Source organism: Variovorax sp. TBS-050B, from assembly GCF_029893635.1.
In the GTDB taxonomy this organism is placed as follows: Bacteria; Pseudomonadota; Gammaproteobacteria; order Burkholderiales; family Burkholderiaceae_C; genus Variovorax.
This window is the reverse complement of sequence record NZ_JARXYR010000002.1, coordinates 2,327,296-2,347,587: the sequence shown is the minus strand read 5'-3', so window position 1 is coordinate 2,347,587 and position 20,292 is coordinate 2,327,296. Positions and strand designations below refer to the sequence as shown.

Here is a 20,292-nt window from a genome sequence, read left to right as displayed (position 1 = left end):
GATGAGCTGGACCGCCGAGGTCCTCGACACCGTCGCGGCCGAGTTCTCGGACGTGGGCGACGTCGCCCAGCTCACGCGCATCGTCGTGCGGCTGATGCTCGCGGCGGTGCTCGGCTTCATGCTCGGCTTCGAGCGCGAGCAGCACGGCAAGGCCGCCGGCGTGCGCACCCACATGCTGGTGGCGATCGGGTCGGCGATGTTCGTGCTGATCCCGCAGCAGTCGGGCATCGAGCCGGCCGACATGAGCCGGGTGATACAGGGCCTGGTCGCGGGCGTGGGTTTTCTCTGCGCGGGCACCATCCTCAAGCAGGTCAGGGACGAACAGCAGGTGCAGGGCCTCACCACCGCCGCCGGCCTGTGGATGACCGCGGCCATCGGCATGGCCTGCGGGCTCGGCCGCGAGGTGACGGCGGTGCTGAGCGCGCTGCTCGCCTTGGCGGTGCTCGCGGTGGTGCCGCGCCTCGTCGCATTGATCGAACGGCTGGTGGGCCCGCCGCGCGACGAAGGCGGCCCCGGCAGTTCACCGCGCGTGATCGCTTCGCCCGAAGACCCGCCGCCGCACTGAACGCAGCGCGCCCTGCGAGCCCGGGGGGCGCATCAATCGGCGCGCGTTTCGGCATCAATCCGGGCCGCGGCGGCGGCTAGCATCGAGGGCTTTCCGTTTCCATCCCATCTTCCGACCCGCAGGATCACACGATGCGCAAGCTCTACATCGGCAACAAGAACTACTCCTCCTGGTCCATGCGGCCCTGGGTGCTCATGAAGCAGGCCGGCATTCCGTTCGAGGAAGTGAAGCTGCGCTTCGACTCCTTCGCGGCCGATTCGCAGTTCAAGCAGGCCATCGCCAAGCTCAACCCGATCGCCAAGGTGCCGGTGCTCGTCGACGACGAACTCGTGATCTGGGACAGCCTCGCGATCGCCGAATACCTCGCCGAGACCTTCCCCGACAAGCAGCTCTGGCCGCGCGCGGCGGCCGACCGCGCCCGTGCGCGCAGCATCTGCGCCGAGATGCACGCCGGCTTCGGCAACCTGCGCACCCTCTGCGGCATGAACATCGAGGCCCGGCTCCCGGATGTGGGCGCGAAGCTGCTCCAGGAGCATCCCGCGCTCGGCGGCGAGGTCGAGCGCATCGTGCAGATGTGGGGCGACCTGCTCGCCGCGCATGGCGGGCCGATGCTGTTCGGCGAGTTCGGCATTGCCGACGCGTACTTCGCACCCGTCGGCACCCGCATCAAGACCTACGGCCTGCCGGTGCCGGCCGCCATCACCGCCTACATCGAGCGGGTGCAGGCGCTGCCCGGCGTGAAGGCGTGGATCGACGACGCCCTGGCCGAGAACGACTTCCTTCCGTTCGAGGAACACTACCGCCAGCAGCGCTGACGCGCCGCCGGCGCGCGCTCAGAACCGGTACGTGGCCGACAGGTAGGTCACGATCGGGTTGAGCTTCAGCCGCGCCTCGCTGGTCGCGATCGGCAGGCCGGTGACCGAGGTGGTCGTGAGCTTGGCCTTGGTCTTGAGCGGGATGTACGAGACCGAGAACGAGATGCCCCAGTTCTTGTCGAGCTGGTAGGAGGCGCCGATGTTGAACACCGGTGCGAAGGAGCTGTCGAGTTCGGCCGTGGTCGAGGTGGACAGCGGCCGCTGGCGCAGCTGGCTGCCGAGCGCGCCCTGCAGACCCGGCGTGAGCTTGATGTCGCTGTACCAGACGTAGGTCGCGCCCAGGCCCACGAACGGGCGGAAGGCGTCGGTGCCCTCGTTGAAGTAGTACTTGCCGAGGATGGTCGGGCTCCACTGCCGCGCCTCGCCGAGTTCGCCCACGCGCGCCAGCGTGCCCTCGCCGTCGAGCTTGAACTTCGGCGGCACGCCGAGCACGCCCTCGACCGCCCAGTGGCTGTCGATGAAGTACACCGCGCTCAGCCCGAGCGTGTCCGAGTTGCCGACCGAGGCGCCCGAGCCCGCGACCACGCTGCGCACCGGCGCTGTCAGCGTCAGCGGCTTGCTCGAATCCTGCGGCGCCAGGTGGATCCATCCGGTACCGATGACCCAGTCTCCGGCCTTCTGCGCCCATGCACTCCCGGACGCGAGCGCACCCAGGGCCGCCAGCGCAAACACTGTTTTCTTCATGGTTTGATTGCTCCTTTGGATAAGAAATTGGTAGTACGCAGCCTCCGCTGTGACAGCGTCTACTTTTGGCGCGGATTGGCGAGGATTCGTCCGATCCGCGCGTGAATTATCGAACGGTCGTTCTATTTTTCCAGTTGGGATATCCCTACCTACACTCGGCGCATGGAAACCTATCTCGTCGGCGGCGCATTGCGCGACCGGTTGCTCGGACGCCCGGTGTCCGACCATGACTGGCTGGTGGTCGGCGCCACGCCGGAGGAAATGACGGCGCGCGGCTACCTGCCCGTGGGGCGCGACTTCCCGGTGTTCCTGCATCCCCGCACGCGCGAGGAATACGCGCTGGCCCGCACCGAGCGCAAGAGCGCCCCCGGCTACCGCGGCTTCACCATCCATGCCGCACCCGACGTCACGCTCGAGCAGGACCTCGCGCGGCGCGACCTCACCGTCAACGCGATCGCGATGCCGGCCGAGTTCGTCGGACCCGACGGGCAGTTCGAGCCCACGCCCGAGCGCCTGGCCGATCCCTTCCACGGCCGCCGCGACCTCGCGCAGAAGCTGCTGCGCCACGTGACCGACGCCTTCCGCGAGGACCCGGTGCGCATCCTGCGCGTGGCGCGCTTCGCCGCGCGCTTCGACGACTTCACGGTCGCGGCCGAGACCATGGCGCTGATGCGGGAGATGGTCGCGGCCGGCGAAGCCGATGCGCTGGTGCCCGAGCGCGTCTGGCAGGAGCTCTCGCGCGGGCTCATGGAGGTGCGCCCCTCGCGCATGTTCGAGGTGCTGCGCGCCTGCGGCGCGCTCGCGGTGCTGCTGCCCGAGGTCGACCGGCTCTGGGGCGTGCCGCAGCCCGAGGCGCACCACCCGGAGGTGGACACCGGCGTGCACCTGATGATGGTGATCGACACCAGCGCGCGGCTCCAGGCGCCGCTGGCCGTGCGCTTCGCCTGCCTGATGCACGACCTCGGCAAGGGCACCACCGACCCCGAAGCGCTGCCGCGCCACATCGGCCACGAGCAGCGCAGCGCCGAACTGCTGCAGGCGGTGTGCGAGCGCTGGCGCGTGCCGGTGGAGATCCGCGAACTGGCCGAGGTGGTGGCGCGCGAGCACGGCAACATCCACCGCAGCGGCGAACTGGGCGCGGCCGCGCTGGTGCGGCTGCTGGAGCGCTGCGACGCCTTCCGCAAGCCCGCGCGCTTCGCCGACGCGCTGCTGGCCTGCGAGTGCGATGCGCGCGGGCGCCTCGGCTTCGAGGACCGCGCCTATCCGCAGCGCGAGCGGCTGCTCGGCGCGCTCGCGGCCGCGGCCGGCGTGGCGACCGACGCCGTCGCGCGCGCCGCGCAGCAGTCGGGCGCCACCGGGCCGCGCATCGGCGAGGCGATCCACCGCGCGCGGGTGCAGGCCGTGGCGGCTTCGATGCGATAGCGGCTTGTCGACACGCGGGCGGCGTTGCCGCGCACGTCCGACTTTGGCCGACACGGGAAACGAAATGCGCGTGGTAAGGTCTTCACCAGATGCCAATGTCTTCCCAGTTGCCTCCTCCGTTGGGCCGAGACAGCGCCCTCTTCCTCGATTTCGACGGCACCCTCGTCGCGCTCGCGCCCACCCCCGAAGCGATCGAGATTCCTTCCGCGCTGCGCCCGTTGCTCGAGGATCTGCGCGACTTGCTCGGCGGGGCCCTCGCCGTGGTCTCGGGCCGCCAGATCGACGCCATCGACCGCTTCCTCGCGCCGCTGCGCCTGCCCGCGGGCGGCGAGCACGGCGTGCAGCGCCGCGACGCCAAGGGCCGCATGCAGGAGCAGCGCGCGCCCGACCTGCTGCCCATCCTCGATGCGGCCAATGAACTCGCCCGCGTGCACGAGGGCCTGCTGGTCGAGCGCAAGCATGCGGCCATCGCGCTGCACTATCGGCTCGCGCCGCAGCTCGAGGCGGTGTGCCGCGACGCCATGTCGCGCGCGATCGCCGGCCGGCCGCAGCTCGAACTGATGCACGGCAAGTTCGTGTTCGAGATCAAGCCCTCGGGCGTCAACAAGGGCATCGCGATCGAGGCCTTCATGAACGAGGAACCGTTCGCGGGACGCGTGCCGTTCTTCGCCGGCGACGACACCACCGACGAGAGCGGCTTCGCGGTGGTGCAGCCGCGCGGCGGCATCGGCATCAAGGTGGGCTCAGGGCCGAGCCTCGCGCTGCACCGGCTCGAATCGCCGCGCGCCGTCTTCGAATGGCTGGTGCAGATGCGCGACCTGCTCGCCGCGTCCCCCGCGCCAAGGAAAGAAGAAAAAGCGAACCGAGGAGAGGTGGATGAGTGAACTGCAGCTGTCGAAGGCGCCCGAGCAACGCGCGGGCACTTCGATCTCGGGCGCGGCCGGCCCTGCCGACCACGCGCCGGTCGACCCGCGCGCCGCCGCGTCGGCCGTGCCGCGCGGCTTCGCGCCGCCGGCCGAGCCCTCGCTCGACGTCGGCGTGATCGGCAACTGCGCGTTCAGCGCGCTCGTCGATGCCCGTGCGCGCATCGTCTGGTGCTGCCTGCCGCGCTTCGACGGCGACCCGGTCTTCAACGCCCTGCTGCACCCCGGCGAGGAAGCCGGCGCCTGGGCCATCGAGATCGAGGACTTCGCCTCCAGCAAGCAGTGGTACGAGCCCAATACCGCGGTGCTGCGCACCCAGCTGTTCGACAGCGCGGGCCAGGGCATCGAGATCACCGACTTCGCGCCGCGCTTCTACAGCCGCTCGCGCTACTTCCGGCCGCTGATGCTGGTGCGCCGCGTGCGGCCGATCGCGGGCGCGCCGCGCGTGCGCGTGGCGCTCGATCCGCGCTTCCAGTGGGGCGCCTCGGCGCCGCTCGAGGTCACGCGCGGCAGCAACCACATCCGCTACGTCGGCCCCGACGTCACCTTGCGGCTCAACACCGACGCCTCGATCTCGCACATCCTCGCGCGCCAGCCCTTCGTGCTCTCGCGCGAGTACAACTTCATGTTCGGCGTGGACGAGACCCTGCTCGACGGCATCGCCGACACCGCGCGCAGCTTCGAGCAGGAGACCATCGCCTACTGGCGCGTCTGGAGCAAGCGGCTCGCGATCCCGTTCGAGTACCAGGACGCGGTGATCCGCGCCGCGATCACGCTCAAGCTCTCGCTCTACGAGGACACGGGTGCGATCGTCGCGGCCATGACCACCAGCATCCCCGAGGCCCCGGGCAGCCAGCGCAACTGGGACTACCGCTACTGCTGGCTGCGCGATGCCTTCTTCGTGGTGCGCGCGCTCAACTCGCTGAGCGAGGTGGGCACGATGGAGGACTACCTGCGCTGGCTCGGCAACGTGGTGATCGGCTCGCACGGCGAGCACATCCAGCCGCTCTACGGCATCGGGCTCGAACGCGAGCTGCCCGAGTCCATCGTCGACCATCTGCCGGGCTACCGCGGCATGGGACCGGTGCGCGTGGGCAACCAGGCGCAGGAGCACTTCCAGCACGACGTCTACGGCAACATCGTGCTCGGCGCGGCGCAGGCCTTCCACGACCACCGGCTGCTGAGCCGCGCGGGGCTGGCGGAGTTTCCGCACCTCGAGGCGGTCGGCGAGCAGGCGATCCGCGTCTACGGCACGCCCGACGCCGGCATGTGGGAGCTGCGCACCCGCGCGCGCGTGCACACGAGTTCCGCGCTGATGAGCTGGGCCGCCTGCGACCGGCTCGCGAAGATCGCGCGCGCGCTCGACCTGCCCGAGCGCGCCGCCTACTGGCACGGCCATGCCGCGCGCATGAAGGAGGAGATCCTCGCCAAGTCCTGGTGCGAGGAGCGCCAGGCCTTCGCCGAGAGCTTCGGCGGCCACGAGCTCGATGCGAGCATCCTGCTGATGGTCGAGGTCGGGCTGATCGATGCGCGCGACCCGCGCTTCATCTCCACCGTCGATGCGATGGAGAAGACGCTCTGCGACGGCCCCTACATGCGCCGCTACGAGGCCGCCGACGACTTCGGCAAGCCCGAGACGGCGTTCAACATCTGCACCTTCTGGCGCATCGACGCGCTCGCCAAGATCGGCCGCAAGGCCGAGGCACGGCAGATCTTCGAGACCATGCTCGCGGCCCGCAATCCGCTCGGCCTGCTCTCGGAGGACACGCATCCCGTCACCGGCGAGATGTGGGGCAACTTTCCGCAGACCTATTCGATGGTCGGCATCATCAACGCGGCGATGCGGCTCTCGGCGCCCTGGGACTCCGCCATATGAGCAGACTCGTCGTCGTTTCCAATCGCGTGGCCGACCCCCGCAAACCCGCGGCCGGCGGCCTGGCGGTGGCGCTCGGCGAAAGCCTGCAGCAGAGCGGCGGTCTCTGGTTCGGCTGGAGCGGCCAGATCGTGGAGGAAGGCCCGACCGGCGAGGGCGAGCTGCACATGCAGCAGGCCGGCAAGGTCCGGCTCGCCACCATCGACCTGAGCCGCGAGGACCACGACAGCTACTACCTCGGCTACAGCAACGACGTGCTGTGGCCGGTGTTCCACAACCGGCTCGACCTGGCGCATTTCGACGCCGGCTTCATCGGCGGCTACCGGCGCGTGAACCAGCTGTTCGCGCGCAAGCTCAAGCCGCTGCTGAACGACGACGACGTCATCTGGATCCACGACTACCACCTGATCCCGCTCGCGGCCGAGCTGCGCGCGATGGGCTGCCGCCAGCGCATCGGCTTCTTCCTGCACATTCCGCTGCCGCCGCAGATCATCATCGCGGCCGTGCCGCAGCACGAATGGCTGATGCGCTCGCTGTTCTCGTACGACCTGATCGGCTTCCAGGCGCAGCAGGACGTGCAGCACTTCGAGCACTACGTGCGCAACGAGGCGCATGGCGAGTACCTCGGCGACGAGATGTACCGCGCCTACGGCCAGACGGTGCGCTGCGCCGCGTTCCCGATCGGCATCGACGTGGACGAGTTCGCGGCGCTCACGCATGCGAAGGAATCGCGCGACATGTTCGAGACCATGAAGCGCGAATACTCGCAGCGGCGGCTGCTGCTGGGCATCGACCGGCTCGACTATTCCAAGGGCATCCCGCAGCGCGTGCGCGCCTTCCGCGAGCTGCTCGCCAACTATCCGGAGAACCGCCGCAGCGCCACGCTGATCCAGATCGCCTCGCCCACGCGCGAGACGGTCGACGCCTACGGCGACATCCGGCGCGAGCTCGAATCGCTGTGCGGCGCGATCAACGGCGACTACGGCGAGCTCGACTGGATGCCGGTGCGCTACATCCACCGCATGGTGGCGCGCAAGCGCGTGCCGGGGCTGTGCCGCGCGGCCGCGGTGGGACTGGTGACGCCGCTGCGCGACGGCATGAACCTGGTCGCCAAGGAATACATCGCGGCGCAGGACCCGGCCGATCCCGGCGTGCTGGTGCTCTCGCGCTTCGCGGGCGCGGCCGAGCAATTGAAGGAAGCGCTGCTGGTCAACCCCTACGACACGCACGGCACCGCCGAGACGGTGCAGCAGGCGCTGCAGATGCCGCTCGAGGAGCGCCGCGAGCGGCACCAGAAGCTGCTCTCGCGCATCCGCGAGCAGGACATCCACTGGTGGCGGCGCAGCTTCCTCGACGCGCTGCGCCACGCGGCAAGCCAGCGCTAGATAGAGGCTAGCTGCCGGTCAGAAGCCGCACCAGCCGCATCACCGGCCGCGGCTCGGCGCGCGCGGACGGCAACGGCGCCGCGGCATGCATCGAGGGCGCATGGATGCGCAGCCGCACCGGCGTCAGCGCGCGCAGCTCGATCCAGCCGCCGCGTTCCAGCCGATGCACCTCACCTTCTTCGAGCATCGTCTTCGCAGTGAACACGGCCTCGCCGAACCACGCGGGCGGTTCCACGAGCTGCGCGCGGCCCTGCTCGATCTGAAGCCAGCTCGCGGGATCGAGCGCGGCGCGCAGGGTGTCGCCCGGCTGCAGGGCGATGGCGGGAGGCGGAGGGTCGAGCGTGATCGGGGGCATGGCGGCTTCCTGGAGTGATGCAGCCATCGTAGGAAAGCCGGCGCCTGCAAAACAGGCACACGGCGGGGCGATTCGCACCGGAACAGCGGCCGTTGCGGGCCATCTGTTATGGTCGTTTTCTCCCGCAACTGCATCTGTTTCCGGATGCGCGATCGAGGGAGCATCGACGCCATGGACTCGCTACCGCTCTACCGCCAGCTCGCCGCGCACTACGTGGACGCGATCCACACCGGCTCGCTCAAGCAGGGCGACAAGCTGCCCTCGCTGCGCCACCTCATGCGCCTGCACGACATCAGCCTGTCGACCGCGCTGCAGCTGTGCCGCACGATGGAGAGCGACGGCTGGGTCGAGGCGCGCGACCGCTCGGGCTACTTCGTGCGCCGGCCCAAGCGGCTCGCGATCGCGCCGATGGAGGAGCCCGCGGCCGGGGTGCCGCCCGATCCGGCGCAGTACGTGGGCATCCATGCCAAGGTGTCGGACTTCGTGGCGCGCCGCCGCCAATTGCCCGAGAAGCTCAACCTCTCGATCGCGCGCGGCGCGCCCGAGCTCTATCCCGCCGAGGCGCTGCGCAATGCGATGACGCGCATGCTGCGCCAGCAGCCCGAGATGCTCACGGTGGCGGCGCAACTCAAGGGCCATCGGCAGTTCCGCGACGTGGTGGCGCAGCGCGCCCTGCGCGTCGGCATGGCGATCTCGCCCGAAGAGGTGCTGGTCACCAACGGCTGCATCGAGGCGCTCAATCTCGCGCTGCGTGCCGTCGCGCAGCCCGGCGACACGGTGGCGGTGGAATCGCCCACCTTCTACGGCCTGCTGCAGATCCTCGAAAGCCTGGGCATGCGCGCGCTCGAGATCCCGACCAGCCCGCAGACCGGGCTGTCGATCGAGGCGCTGGAGCTCGCGATCCGCACCTACGACAACATCAAGGCCGTGGTGGTGGTGCCGCATCTGCAGAACCCGCTCGGGAGCGTGATGCCCGACGCCCACAAGGCCCGGCTCGCGCACCTGTGCGAGCGGCATGCGATTCCGCTGATCGAGGACGACACCTACAGCGAGCTGGTCGATGCGCCGGCCCCGCCGCGCGCGCTCAAGTCATGGGACACCAGCGGCAACGTGATCCACTGCGCCTCGCTGCACAAGATCCTGGCGCCCGGGCTGCGCCTGGGCTGGATCACGGCGGGGCGCTGGCAGGCGCGGGTGGAAATGCTCAAGTACGCGCAGACGCGCAACAACGAGGGCCTGTCGCAGAGCGCGGCCGGGCTCTACATGGGCACCGGCGCCTACGACCGCCACCTGCGCCACCTGCGTGCCTGCCTGAAGACGCAGCGCGAGCAGACCGCCGATGCGATCGCGAGCCACTTTCCGCCGGGCACGCGCATCAACCTGCCGCCCGGCGGGCTGCAGCTGTGGATCGAGCTGCCCGAGCGGCTGTCCTCGCTGCGCGTGTTCGACGCGGCGCTCGCGGAGCGCATCGTGGTGGCGCCCGGCACGCTGTTCTCCAACTCCTCGCGCTTCGACCACTACCTGCGCATCAACTGCGGCTGGCCGTACGGCGAGGCGATCGGCAACGGCCTGCGCCGGCTGGGCCAGATCACCGAAGCGCTGCTGCGCGGCGGCGCGGCCGCGCAGGGCGCCCCACGCCGGCTTCAGTCGAGCAGCGCGAGCGCCGCGTAGTCGCCGATCCTGTCGCCGAGCCCCGCGGGCACCAGCGTCACGCCGCGCGTCAGCGGCTTGAGCCTGCCGTCGATCTGCGCCTGCAGCCGCGGCAGCAGGAAGTCGCCGTGGTGCAGGAACACGCTGCCGCCGAGGCTGATGCGCTGCAGGTCGAGCGTGACCACGAGGTTGTAGAGCATGCGGCCCATCACCCGGCACAGCGCATCGACGATCTCGACCGCATGCGGCTCGCCGCCCGAGGCCGCCGCGAACAGGTCGGGCGCAGGCTGCCCGAAGCGCCGCGCGATCGAGTTGCCGGCCACCAGCGCCTCCACGTCGCCGAGGTTGCCGCAGCCGCAGAGCGCGCCGCTCGCATCGTCGGCCACGAAGCTGTGGCCCGCATGGCCCGCGTTGCCGTTCTTGCCGCGCAGCGCACGGCCGTCCACGCACAGGCCCACGCCCACGCCGGTGCTCCAGGTCACGTAGGCGCAGTGGTCCAGGCCTTGCAGCGCGCCCCACTGGCGCTCGGCCTCGAGCGCGGCGACGGCGTCGTTCTCGACCCGCACGCGGGCGAAGCGCTGCGCGAGCGGCGCCTCGACGATGGCCGTCATCCAGTCGTTGGGCAGGCCGCGCGCGGGGCCGGCGATGCCGCCGCAAATGTTGGGCGTGGCGAGCTCGACCATGCCGTCGCGCAATTCGAAAGGCCCGGTGGACGAGACGCCCACGCGATCGATGTCGGCGGCGGTGATGCCCTGCTCGGCGCAGACCTCGTCGATCATGCGCAGGATCTGCACGGCCACCGCATCGTTGTTGCCGGTCTTGGCGGTCGGCTCGCTGCGGCGGCCGATGAGCGGCGCGTCGCTCGACGCGGAAAGACTCACGGCCACCTTGGTGCCGCCGATGTCTACGCAGGCTCTCATTGCTTCTTCCCTTTCTTCCTTCTGTCTGTCTTGTGTCTCTTGTTCTAGAGCAGGCGCGCCACCAGCGCCGCGATCATGCTGAGCACCACGGTGCTCGCGACGGGCAGCTGCCAGTCGCGGCCGAAGGCGCGGAATTCGAAATCGCCGGGCAGCCGCCCGAAGCCGAAGCGGCGCAGCCAGGCGGTGAGGCCGCTCATGAGCACCAGGGCCAGGACGACGACGATCAGCCAGCGCAGCATGGGAACAGTCTAGAACCTCGTGCCGGGCGCGGCTCAGGCGCCCGCGAGGATGGCCATGGCCTGCCTGTGGAGTTCGGGCGTGGCCGCGGCGATCACGCGGCAGTCGGCGGTGAGCCCGAGCGGCCGGCCCTCCCAGTCGGTGATGACGCCGCCCGCCGCCTCGATCAGGCCGGCGGGGCCCAGGTAGTCGTAGGGCTGCAGCCCGGTCTCGACCACGAGGTCGACGGTGCCGCCCGCGAGCTGGGCATAGCCGTAGCAGTCGCCGCCGAAACGGCGCATCGCGCACTGCCGGCTCAGGCGGTCGAAGGCCTGCCAGTCGGCGGGCGCGAAGATGTCGGGCGAGGTGGTGACGATGCGCGCCTTCGCCACCTCGGTGCAGCCGCTCGTGCGGACCGGCTGGCCGTCGCGCGCGGCGCCCCGGCCGGCCCGGCCGACCCAGCGCTCTCCGAGCACCGGCATGTCGATCATGCCGAGCACGACCCGCCCCGACTCCACCACGCCGATCAGCGTGCCCCAGAGCGGCGAGCCGGTGATGAAGCTGCGCGTGCCGTCGATCGGGTCGAGCACCCAGATGCGGCCGGCATCGAGCCGCTCCTGGCCGTGCTCCTCGCCGAAGATGCCGTCCGCCGCCGCGCGTGCCGCGAGAATCTCGCGCATCGCCGTTTCGGCCGCGCGGTCCGCGAGCGTCACGGGGCTCTCGTCGGCCTTGGTGATGATGTCCAGCGGCGTGCGGAAGTGGCGCATCGACTGCGCCGCGGCGGCATCGGCCAGCGCGTTGGCGATCGACAGCAGATCGGGGGTGGAGGAGCTCATGAGGGGATGCGACGCAAGCGGAAAACTGCGATTAGACCCGAGCCGGCACCGGTTTGACACGCACGGAGCCATCCCTCTAGCATGGGCCGACCATTCCAGACTGTTCGCATGGCCCTCTTCCAAGTCTTTCGCACCGCCCTGCTGGCGCTCCTGTTCGGCACCGCGGCCCTGCTGGCGCAGGCCACGCCGTCCGCTTCGGAGCAGAAGCTCATCGACGGGCTGATCCTGCGCGTCTCGCAAATGAGCAACGTGACCTTCATGCGCAACGGCAAGCCACACGGCGCCGCCGAAGCCGCGAAGCACATGCGCGCCAAGTACGAGCACTTCAAGGAGGAACTCGTCACCGCCGAGGACTTCATCGACCGGTGCGCCTCGCGCTCCGAGATGACGGGGAAGCCCTACAAGGTGAAGCTCGCCAACGGCACGGAGAAGGAGGCGAACGCGTTCCTGAACGGCGAGCTGCGCGCGATGCGGCAGCAACCGCAGAAGCAACAGCAGCCGAAGACGGGCCGCTGAACCGCCATCTCGGGCCCGAAGGTTCAGAAAGGCTCGTCGCCCACGATCGTGGTGCGGTTCAGCCGGCGGCGCAGGTGGTCGGGCGTGCCGGCCGCGAGATGCATCAGCGAGCGGTTGTCCCAGAACACCAGGTCGTGCGGCGCCCAGCGGTGGCGGTAGACGAACTCCGGCTTGACGCTGTGCGCGAACAGCTCGGCCAGCAGGGCATCGCTCTCGGCCTGCGGCAGGCCGACGATGCGCGTGGTGAAGTGCTCGCTGACGAACAGCGCCTTGCGCCCGGTCTCCGGATGCGTGCGCACCACCGGCTGCACGGCGGGCGCGACCTGGTCGATCTGCGCCTGCGACAGCCTGGGCCGCCAGGGGTTCTTGGCACGCAGTTCCTCGTACTTCGCGAGGTAGCTGTGCTCGGCCTTGAGCGGCAGGATGCGCTGCTGCAGTTCGGGGTCGAGCGCTTCCCACGCGAGATGCTGGTCCGCGAACAGCGTGTCGCCGCCTTCGCTCGGCAGCTCCTGCGCATGCAGCAGCGAACCGAGGCTGGGCCTGGGCTTGTACGAGATGTCGGAATGCCAGTAGACGCCCGCATCGCCGAGGCCGATGGGCTCGCCGTTCTCCTTGATGTTCGAGACGATCAGGATCTCCGGATGACCCGCGAGATGGAACTGGTGCAGCACGTGGATCTCGAGCGGGCCGAAGCGGCGGCTGAAGTCGATGTGCTGCTGCGGCGTGATGCGCTGGTCGCGGAAGACCAGCACATGGTGGTCGAGGTGGGCGCGGTGGATGCGCGCAAAGTCGTCGCCGTCGATCGGCTTCGAGAGGTCGAGGCCGAGGATCTCGGCGCCGACCGGGGCGTCGAAGGGGCGGACTTCGAAGTGCTGTGCGGACGCGGCGGCGGGAGTCATGGCAGCGACTGTAGGCGCGGGGGGCGCTTTCGCCAACGAACTCTTCGTTGCTTGCTTATGACCGGGTTCGGCGCCGGCGAAGTCAGAGCGTATGGCTGCGGTCGCCCTCGCGGAAGCCCATCGCCGCCCAGCCCTCGCCCACGGCGAAGCCGACCACCTTGAACAGTTCGCCCATCTCGTGTTCATGGATGAGCCGCGCGGCCATGGCCCGCTCCGCCACCGAGCCCGCCTCCATCCGGGCCAGCAGCCCGCAGTTCAGCAGGAAGCGCGCCTGGCTCGTGTAGCCGAGCACCGACAGCCCCGCATCCTGGCCGGCGAGCGCGATGCCGGTGAAGTCGACGTGTGCGGTGATGTCCTTGTGGCCCACGTCCGAGAGCGGGTCGCCGTCGGCCTGGTGGGCCCGGTGGCACATCACCGTGCCCATGTGGCGCTGCGGGTGGTAGTACTCGGCTTCGGGGAAGCCGTAGTCGATGAAGAACGCGGCCCCCTTCTTCATGCGGTCCGCGAGCGTGGCGACGAAGGCCCGGGCCTGCGGATGGATCTCGGTGAGGTAGTCGTGCGAACCATCCACTTCGACGGGCGGGCGCAGATCGGTCGCGCGGTCGGCCCAGGCCCAGCCGTCGCCGGCGGCGTTGCGGACCACGCCGCGCTCGAACCACTGGCCGCCCGCGCGCGCGAGCAACTGCACCGGCATCGCGTCGAGCACCTCGTTGCCGACCACCACGCCCTCCATGGCCTCCGGCAGCTCGCCGAGCCACTCGACCTGGCCCGCATGGCCCGCGAGCGCCTGCTGCTGGCGCTCGCGCAGCGTGCCGGAGAGATCGACGATGCGGTAGCGCACGTGGCGGTGCCCCGCGGCTTCGAGCCCGTGCAGCAGCTGCACCGCCAGCGCACCCGATCCGGCGCCGAATTCCCACACCGTGTCGGTGCCGGTCTTCTCGAGCGCCTCGGCCACCTGCGCGGCCAGGGTCGCGCCGAACATCGGCGTCAGTTCGGGCGCGGTCACGAAGTCGCTGCCCGAGGACGGCATGTGGCCGAACTTCGCGAGCGTGTTGGCGTAGTAGCCCAGGCCGGGCGCGTACAGCGCAAGCGCCATGAAGCGGTCGAAGCCGATCCAGCCGCCCGCGCGTTCGACGGAACGCGCGATCAGGTGGTCGAGTGCGGTGGGTAAACTGCCGGGGGTCGTGGTCTTCGTCGTCACGGCGCCATTCTCCCCCCAGCCGCACATTCCCTTCCGCCGCATGCGCCCTTCGCCGCCATCCTCCGACCGCCGCACCGTCCTCGTCACGGGCGCGGGCCGCCGGCTGGGCCGCGAGATCGCGCTGGCGCTGGCGGCGGGCGGCTGGCAGGTGGCGGTGCACTACCGCCATTCGCAGGTGGAGGCCGAGCGCACGGTCGCCGACTGCGCGGCGCTCGCGGGCGACTCGGCCCTGTTCGCGGCCGACCTCGAGGACGAGCAGGCCACGCGCGCGCTGCTGCCGCGCGTGGTGGCGCGCTTCCGCGGCGTGGACGCGGTGGTCCACAGCGCCGCGCTGTTCGAACACGACGAGGCCGCCAGCTTCAGCTATGCGCTGATGGAGCGCCATGCGCGCAGCAACACCGGCGCGGCCATCGTGCTCGCGCAGGCGCTGTGCGCGCACGTGGCGGCGCGCGGCGCGCAGGGCGCGGTGGTGCACATGCTCGACCAGAAGCTCTGGAACCCGAACCCCGACTTCCTCAGCTACACGCTCTCGAAGGCCGCGCTCGAAGCCGCCACGCCGATGCTGGCGCAGGCGCTCGCGCCGCACGTGCGCGTGGTGGGCGTGGCGCCGGGCCTCACGCTGCCGAGCCACATGCTCGACGACGCCAGGTTCGCGCAGCTGCACAAGCTTTCGCCGCTCGGCCGCTCGTCCACGCCCGAGGACGTGGTGGCGGCGGTGAAGTTCGCGCTCGAGAACCGCTCGATCACCGGCACCACGCTGCTGGTGGACGGCGGCCAACACCTGATGAAATTCGAGCGCGATTTCTCGCTCATGTGAGGCCCACCATGTCCACCCCCTCGCCATCGACGCCGCCCGCGCAGCAGGGCCGCCAGACGCTCACGCTCCAGGGCCTGCGCTTCGACGCCAACCTCGGCATCCTCGACCAGGAGAAGACCGCGCCGCAGCCGATCCAGGTCGACGCCGAGCTCAACCTCGGCGCCCAGCCGCTGCTGCCGCAGGACGACGACATCTTCCACGTGCTCGACTACCGCAAGGTGCGCCGGATCATCATCGACGAGTGCACCGCCGAGCATGTGAACCTGCTCGAGAGCCTGATCGGCAAGCTGGTGCAGCGCCTGCTGCAGCTGCCCGGCGTGCACGGGGTGCGCGTGAAGATCGCCAAGCTCGAGATCTTCGACGACTGCGAAGTGGCGATCCGCATGGAAGCCGGCGAGTGGTGAACCCCGCCGCCTGAGTCCTCAGCAGGCCGCCGAGCCGCAGGCCCCGGCCGGCCGCGCGGCCACGGGCCACAGGCGCACCGCGAGCGCACCGAGCCCCGACAGCACGCCCAGCAGCGCCACGCCCGACCAGCCCCACTGCGCGAGCACCAGCGCGCCGAGCGCCGATCCGGTGGCCATGCCGATGAACACCCCCGTGAAGAACACCGCATTGAGCCGGCCGCGCGCCGCCGGGTCGATGCCGTAGACCACGGTCTGGTGCGCGATCAGCGCCGCCTGCAGGCCGAAGTCGAAGCCGACGGCGCTGGCAACGATCAGCCCGAGGCGTGCGCCCGGCGCCATCAGCGGCGCGAACAGCATGGCCGCGAACGACAGCGCCGCGAGCGCGGCACCGAGCCGGATCACCAGCTCCGGGCCGCGGCGGTCGGCCAGGCGGCCGGCCAGCGGCGCGGCCAGCGCGCCGGCGGCACCGGCCAGGCCGAAGGCGCCGGCCGCCGCACTGCCCAGGTGGAAGGGCGCGCCATGCAGCATCACCGCCAGCGTCGACCAGAAGGCGCTGAAGCCCACCGAGAGCGAGGCCTGCGCGAAGGTCGCGCGGCGCAGCGCGCCGTGGCGCTGCCAGAGCCTCGCGAGGGAGCCGAGCAGCGCGCCGTAGCCCAGCTGCGTGGTCGGACGCAGATGCGGCAGGCCGCGCGCCGCGGCGGCGCCGATCAGCGCGATGCTGGCGGCGGCCACCACGAACATCGTGCGCCAGCCGAAGTGCTCGGCCACGAAGCCGCTGAGCACGCGCGACAGCAGGATGCCGAGCAGCAGCCCCGTCATCACCGTGCCGACGATGCGGCCGCGGTGCGCCTCGGGCGCCAGGGTGGCGGCGGCCGGCACCACGTCCTGCGCCATCGTCGCGGCCAGGCCGATGACCAGGCTGGCGGCCAGCAGCGGGCCGACCGAGGGCGAGAAGGCGGCGCCGAGCAGCGCGAGCACCAGCACCGTCGCCTTGGCGAGGATGATGCGGCGGCGGTCGTAGCGGTCGCCGAGCGGCGCGAGCAGCAGGATGCCGAGCGCATAGCCGAGCTGCGTCAGCGTCGGCACGAAGCCCACGCTGCGCGCCGAGGCGCCGATGTCGGGCCCGAGCACGCCGAGCATCGGCTGGCTGTAGTAGAGCGCCGCCACCGCGAAGCCTGCGCTGGCGGCGAGCAGCAGGATCAGCGTGCCGGGCAACCGATCATGCGTGGACTGAATGGATGACATGGTAGAAACCCTTAGATTCGAAACGGATGGCCGGAGTGTGCAGGCGGAAGGGCTCGACAGGTAGCCCCGCGGCATGAAGAACTGATATACGCTCCGCGCATGAGCAAGCCCGCACCGCCACCACGTGCCACGCCCGCCCCGGCCGACCGGATTGAACTGATGCAGACCTTCGTGCGCATCGTCGAGGCCGGCAGCCTCTCGGCCGCGGCCGCCCAGATGGGCACCACCCAGCCCACCGTGAGCCGGCGGCTGCAGGCGCTCGAACGCTCGCTCGGCGTGCGGCTGCTGCAGCGCTCCACCCATGCGATGAAGCTCACCGAGGACGGCGAGCGCTGCTTCGAGCGCGCCAAGGACCTGATCCTCGGGTGGAGCGCCTTCGAGGCCGAGCTGCGCGGCGCCGGCGACCAGCCCGAGGGCCGGCTGCGCGTGGTGGCGCCGCATGCCTTCGGCCAGCAATTGCTGGTGGGCCCGCTCGCGGCCTACCTGCACCGGCATCCGCAGGTCACGGTCGAATGGCTGATGCACGATGCGCCGCAGGACAGCACGCCCGATTTCATTGCCGAGGGCGTGGACTGCGCGATCCGCGTCGGCGAGGTGACCGACCCCGCGCTGGTGGCGATCAAGCTGTCGCAGGTGCCGCGCATCGCGATCGCGGCGCCCGCGCTGTTCGAGGGCGCATCGGCGCCGGCCGTGCCCGCCCACCCGCGCGAACTCGAGGCGCTGCCCTGGCTCGCGGCGCGCAACTTCTACCGCACCGAGGTGGCCATGACCCATGAACGCACCGGCGAGGTGGTGCGGGTGCCGATCCGCCCGCGCCTCCTGACCGACAGCCTCTACGCGCTGCGCAGCGCCGCCGTGCTCGGCGTGGGCGCGGGCGTGGTCTCGGCCTGGATGGCGACCGAGGAGATCGCCGCCGGCCGGCTGCTGCACCTGGTGCCGCAGTGGCGCGCGATGTCCGCGCCGGTCTACCTGGCCTACCCCTATGCGCGCTTCTATCCGGCCAAGCTGCGGCTCTTCGTCGAGGCGATGCGCAGCGCCTTCCCGTCCGACTGAAAGGCACCCGGATGGCGGGTGCAACGGGGATCGGGGACAATCGGGGCCTTCCCCCGACTCCCGAAATCAGCCAGCCCATGAACGCCGTCTGGATCGACGATGCGCCCGCCGCCGTCGCCAATTCCCTGAAGATCGAGCGCGAGACGCACAAGCTCGAGAAGCGCCTGTGCCGCGAGGTGGGCCGCGCCATCGTCGACTACAACATGATCGAGGAAGGCGACAAGGTCATGGTCTGCGTCTCGGGCGGCAAGGACAGCTACGGCCTGCTCGACATCCTGCTCAAGCTCAAGGCGCGCGCGCCGATCCACTTCGACATCGTCGCGGTCAACCTCGACCAGAAGCAGCCCGGCTTCCCCGAGGAAGTGCTGCCCAAGTACCTGAGCGAGCTCGGCGTGGCCTTCCACATCGAGAACCAGGACACCTACAGCATCGTCAAGCGCGTGATCCCCGAGGGCAAGACCACCTGCGGCCTGTGCAGCCGGCTGCGCCGCGGCATCCTCTACCGCGTGGCCGACGAGCTCGGCGCCACCAAGGTCGCGCTCGGCCACCACCGCGACGACATGCTGCAGACCTTCTTCCTCAACATGTTCTTCGCGGGCAAGCTCAAGAGCATGCCGCCCAAGCTCGTGAGCGACGACGGCCGGCACATCGTGATCCGCCCGCTCGCCTACGTGGCCGAGAAGGACCTGGTGCGCTGGGCGCAGCACCGCGAGTTCCCGATCATCCCGTGCACGCTCTGCGGCAGCCAGGAGAACCTGCAGCGCAAGCAGGTCGGCGAGATGCTGCGCGAATGGGACCGGAAGTTCCCGGGCCGGCTCGAGAACATGTTCAACGCCATGCAGAACGTGGTGCCTTCGCACCTGCTCGACGGAACGCTGCACGACTTCAAGGGTCTGAAGGCGACGGGCGTGGCCGACGAAGACGGCGACAAGGCCTTCGACCCGCCCGCGTTCGACTTGCTCTCCCAGGCACCTGCTGCCCTGCGCATCGCACAGGGCTGAACCGGGCAACCCAGGGGAATTTGGGGCCGGCAGGCCCGGAGACCCTTTCATGAAGAAAGCTGCATTCCTTGCTTCCGTTCTCGTCCTGACCACGGCCCTGAGCGGCTGCGCCACCCGCTGGGTGGTCGACAGCGACGTGAAGAGCTTCTCCTCGCTCGGCGCCGTGCCGGCGGGGGCCACCTACCGCTTCGAGCGCCTGCCTTCGCAGCAGGCCGATGCCGAGCGGCAGGCCTCGCTCGAAGCCATGGCGGCCGCGGCGCTCGAGAAGGTGGGGCTGCGCCGCGACGAGGCGCGCCCCGCCTACAGCGCCCAGATCTCGGCCCGCGTCACCCTGGGCCTCTCGCCCTGGGCCGACCCGTGGTATTTCGACGGGCCCTGGGGCGGCTACGGCTACGGCTATCCCGGCTACGCGCGCCGCCTCCACAGCCCCTACGGCTACGGCGGCGGCTGGTGGAGTGGCCCGGTCTTCGCGCCGCCCGCCAATCCCTGGTACGAGCGCGAGGTCGGCATCGTGCTGCGCGAGACCGGCTCGAACCGCGTGGTGTACGAAACGCGCGCCCGCAACGACGGGCCGTACAGCAACAGCGCGGCGGTCCTGCCCGTGATGTTCGATGCCGCGCTGCAGGGCTTTCCGAACCCGCCGCAGGGCGAGCGCCGCGTGAACATCGAGCTCGCGCCGGCGAAGAAGAACTGATCGACCGCCTCCTACAATCCGCCCGATGGAAGACATGACCCGCCTGATCGCCGTGCGCCATGGCGAGACCGCCTGGAACGTCGACACGCGCATCCAGGGGCAGCTCGACATCGGCCTCAACGCCACGGGCCTGTGGCAGGCCCGGCGCGTGGGCCAGGCGCTCGCCGACGAGGACATCGGCGCGATCTACGCGAGCGACCTGTCGCGCGCCTGGCAGACCGCGCTCGAGATCGCGAAGCCGCACGGCCTGGTGGTGCAGCCCGAGCCCGGCCTGCGCGAGCGCGCCTTCGGCCGCTTCGAGGGCATGAGCTTCGCCGAGATCGAGGCCACGCTGCCCGAAGAGGCGCGGCGCTGGCGCGAGCGCGATCCCGAATTCGAACCCGAGGGCGGCGAGAGCCTGCTGGTGTTCCGCGAGCGCGTGACGCGCGTGGCATCGGCACTAGCGGCGCGCCACCCGGGACAGCTCGTGGCGCTGGTGGCGCACGGCGGCGTGATGGACGTGCTCTACCGCGCCGCCACGCGCCAGGAACTGCAGGCGCCGCGCACCTGGCAGCTCGGCAACGCGGCCATCAACCGCATGCTCTGGACGCCCGAGGGCTTCAGCCTCGTGGGCTGGAGCGACACGGCGCACCTGGTGGGCGACGCGCTGGACGAAACGACGAGCTGAGGGAGCGGGTTCAGAACGCAGAAGTCGCGAAGGTTTCGCAGAAGTCGCAGAAGGAAAAACCAAAAAATTGATTGGATTCTTCTGCGACTTC

At 70.4% G+C, this 20,292-nt stretch carries 22 protein-coding genes; 14 read left to right on the top strand and 8 right to left on the bottom strand.

Going from position 1 to position 20,292, the window contains the following annotated elements:
- Position 1 precedes the first annotated feature (1 nt).
- Together M2165_RS13955 and M2165_RS13950 are read left to right on the top strand one after the other, a co-directional pair.
- Positions 2–565: an MgtC/SapB family protein gene (locus M2165_RS13955; RefSeq protein ID WP_280815209.1), complete on the top strand. Its 564-nt coding sequence runs from the start codon at positions 2–4 to the stop codon at positions 563–565.
- Between the two features lie 131 nt (positions 566–696).
- Positions 697–1,380: a glutathione S-transferase family protein gene (locus M2165_RS13950; protein WP_280815208.1), complete on the top strand. Its 684-nt coding sequence runs from the start codon at positions 697–699 to the stop codon at positions 1,378–1,380.
- A gap of 18 nt (positions 1,381–1,398) precedes the next feature.
- Here M2165_RS13950 and M2165_RS13945 read toward each other — a convergent pair whose 3' ends face one another.
- Complete coding sequence (locus tag M2165_RS13945; protein WP_280815207.1) at positions 1,399–2,124, bottom strand: OmpW family outer membrane protein; 726 nt, start codon at positions 2,122–2,124, stop codon at positions 1,399–1,401.
- A gap of 162 nt (positions 2,125–2,286) precedes the next feature.
- On the opposite strand from M2165_RS13945, the gene M2165_RS13940 reads away from it, so the two are divergent.
- The 4 genes from M2165_RS13940 to otsA all read left to right on the top strand — a co-directional run bounded on the left by M2165_RS13940 (position 2,287) and on the right by otsA (position 7,727).
- Complete coding sequence (locus M2165_RS13940; RefSeq protein WP_280815206.1) at positions 2,287–3,546, top strand: multifunctional CCA addition/repair protein; 1,260 nt, start codon at positions 2,287–2,289, stop codon at positions 3,544–3,546.
- A gap of 95 nt (positions 3,547–3,641) precedes the next feature.
- Entirely contained in the window at positions 3,642–4,430 is a 789-nt protein-coding gene (gene otsB, locus M2165_RS13935; protein ID WP_280815205.1) for a trehalose-phosphatase, read from the top strand.
- Complete coding sequence (locus M2165_RS13930; protein ID WP_280815204.1) at positions 4,423–6,345, top strand: glycoside hydrolase family 15 protein; 1,923 nt, start codon at positions 4,423–4,425, stop codon at positions 6,343–6,345. Before otsB ends, M2165_RS13930 begins: the two co-directional genes overlap by 8 nt.
- A complete protein-coding gene (gene otsA, locus M2165_RS13925) occupies positions 6,342–7,727 on the top strand; it encodes an alpha,alpha-trehalose-phosphate synthase (UDP-forming) (protein ID WP_280815203.1) in 1,386 nt (461 codons plus the stop codon). Before M2165_RS13930 ends, otsA begins: the two co-directional genes overlap by 4 nt.
- A 7-nt stretch (positions 7,728–7,734) precedes the next feature.
- On the opposite strand, the gene M2165_RS13920 is transcribed toward otsA, so the two are convergent.
- The gene (locus M2165_RS13920) at positions 7,735–8,082 is read right to left on the bottom strand and encodes a hypothetical protein (protein WP_280815202.1); all 348 of its coding nucleotides are present in this window, start codon (positions 8,080–8,082) and stop codon (positions 7,735–7,737) included.
- A 171-nt stretch (positions 8,083–8,253) separates the two neighbouring features.
- On the opposite strand from M2165_RS13920, the gene M2165_RS13915 reads away from it, so the two are divergent.
- The gene (locus M2165_RS13915; protein WP_280815201.1) at positions 8,254–9,753 is read left to right on the top strand and encodes a PLP-dependent aminotransferase family protein; all 1,500 of its coding nucleotides are present in this window, start codon (positions 8,254–8,256) and stop codon (positions 9,751–9,753) included.
- Here the strand turns inward: M2165_RS13915 and M2165_RS13910 are convergent.
- From M2165_RS13910 to hisN, 3 genes are read right to left on the bottom strand one after another with little or no spacing between them, the layout of a single operon-like run.
- Complete coding sequence (locus M2165_RS13910; protein WP_280815200.1) at positions 9,726–10,652, bottom strand: ROK family protein; 927 nt, start codon at positions 10,650–10,652, stop codon at positions 9,726–9,728. The two genes, M2165_RS13915 and M2165_RS13910, sit on opposite strands and share 28 nt — an antisense overlap.
- 44 nt (positions 10,653–10,696) lie before the next feature.
- Complete coding sequence (locus tag M2165_RS13905; RefSeq protein WP_280815199.1) at positions 10,697–10,891, bottom strand: DUF2905 domain-containing protein; 195 nt, start codon at positions 10,889–10,891, stop codon at positions 10,697–10,699.
- Between the two features lie 33 nt (positions 10,892–10,924).
- Positions 10,925–11,704, bottom strand: coding sequence for a histidinol-phosphatase (gene hisN, locus M2165_RS13900; RefSeq protein ID WP_280815198.1), 780 nt, complete (start codon positions 11,702–11,704; stop codon positions 10,925–10,927).
- A 108-nt stretch (positions 11,705–11,812) separates the two neighbouring features.
- Here hisN and M2165_RS13895 point away from each other — a divergent pair, with 108 nt between their 5' ends.
- On the top strand, positions 11,813–12,220 hold the full coding sequence (locus M2165_RS13895) for a DUF5329 family protein (protein WP_280815197.1): 408 nt from the start codon (positions 11,813–11,815) through the stop codon (positions 12,218–12,220).
- 23 nt (positions 12,221–12,243) lie between these two features.
- Here M2165_RS13895 and M2165_RS13890 read toward each other — a convergent pair whose 3' ends face one another.
- Together M2165_RS13890 and M2165_RS13885 are read right to left on the bottom strand one after the other, a co-directional pair.
- On the bottom strand, positions 12,244–13,119 hold the full coding sequence (locus M2165_RS13890; protein ID WP_280815196.1) for a TauD/TfdA family dioxygenase: 876 nt from the start codon (positions 13,117–13,119) through the stop codon (positions 12,244–12,246).
- Positions 13,120–13,201: 82 nt separating this feature from the next.
- Positions 13,202–14,320, bottom strand: a complete 1,119-nt coding sequence (locus tag M2165_RS13885) for an SAM-dependent methyltransferase (protein WP_280815195.1) — start codon at positions 14,318–14,320, stop codon at positions 13,202–13,204.
- Positions 14,321–14,360: 40 nt separating this feature from the next.
- On the opposite strand from M2165_RS13885, the gene M2165_RS13880 reads away from it, so the two are divergent.
- Entirely contained in the window at positions 14,361–15,137 is a 777-nt protein-coding gene (locus tag M2165_RS13880; RefSeq protein WP_280815194.1) for an SDR family oxidoreductase, read from the top strand.
- Between the two features lie 8 nt (positions 15,138–15,145).
- Positions 15,146–15,541, top strand: coding sequence for a dihydroneopterin aldolase (locus tag M2165_RS13875; RefSeq protein WP_280815193.1), 396 nt, complete (start codon positions 15,146–15,148; stop codon positions 15,539–15,541).
- Between the two features lie 18 nt (positions 15,542–15,559).
- Here the strand turns inward: M2165_RS13875 and M2165_RS13870 are convergent, their stop codons facing one another.
- Positions 15,560–16,786 carry an MFS transporter gene (locus M2165_RS13870; protein ID WP_280815192.1) on the bottom strand — a complete coding sequence of 409 codons (1,227 nt, stop codon included), beginning with the start codon at positions 16,784–16,786 and terminating at the stop codon, positions 15,560–15,562.
- 99 nt (positions 16,787–16,885) lie between these two features.
- On the opposite strand from M2165_RS13870, the gene M2165_RS13865 reads away from it, so the two are divergent.
- From M2165_RS13865 to M2165_RS13850, 4 genes are all read left to right on the top strand, one after another.
- Complete coding sequence (locus M2165_RS13865; protein ID WP_280815191.1) at positions 16,886–17,839, top strand: LysR family transcriptional regulator; 954 nt, start codon at positions 16,886–16,888, stop codon at positions 17,837–17,839.
- Positions 17,840–17,916: 77 nt separating this feature from the next.
- On the top strand, positions 17,917–18,840 hold the full coding sequence (ttcA, locus tag M2165_RS13860) for a tRNA 2-thiocytidine(32) synthetase TtcA (protein ID WP_280815190.1): 924 nt from the start codon (positions 17,917–17,919) through the stop codon (positions 18,838–18,840).
- A gap of 49 nt (positions 18,841–18,889) precedes the next feature.
- Positions 18,890–19,534: a DUF4136 domain-containing protein gene (locus M2165_RS13855; RefSeq protein WP_280815189.1), complete on the top strand. Its 645-nt coding sequence runs from the start codon at positions 18,890–18,892 to the stop codon at positions 19,532–19,534.
- A 25-nt stretch (positions 19,535–19,559) separates the two neighbouring features.
- Complete coding sequence (locus tag M2165_RS13850) at positions 19,560–20,201, top strand: histidine phosphatase family protein (protein WP_280815188.1); 642 nt, start codon at positions 19,560–19,562, stop codon at positions 20,199–20,201.
- Positions 20,202–20,292 lie beyond the last annotated feature (91 nt).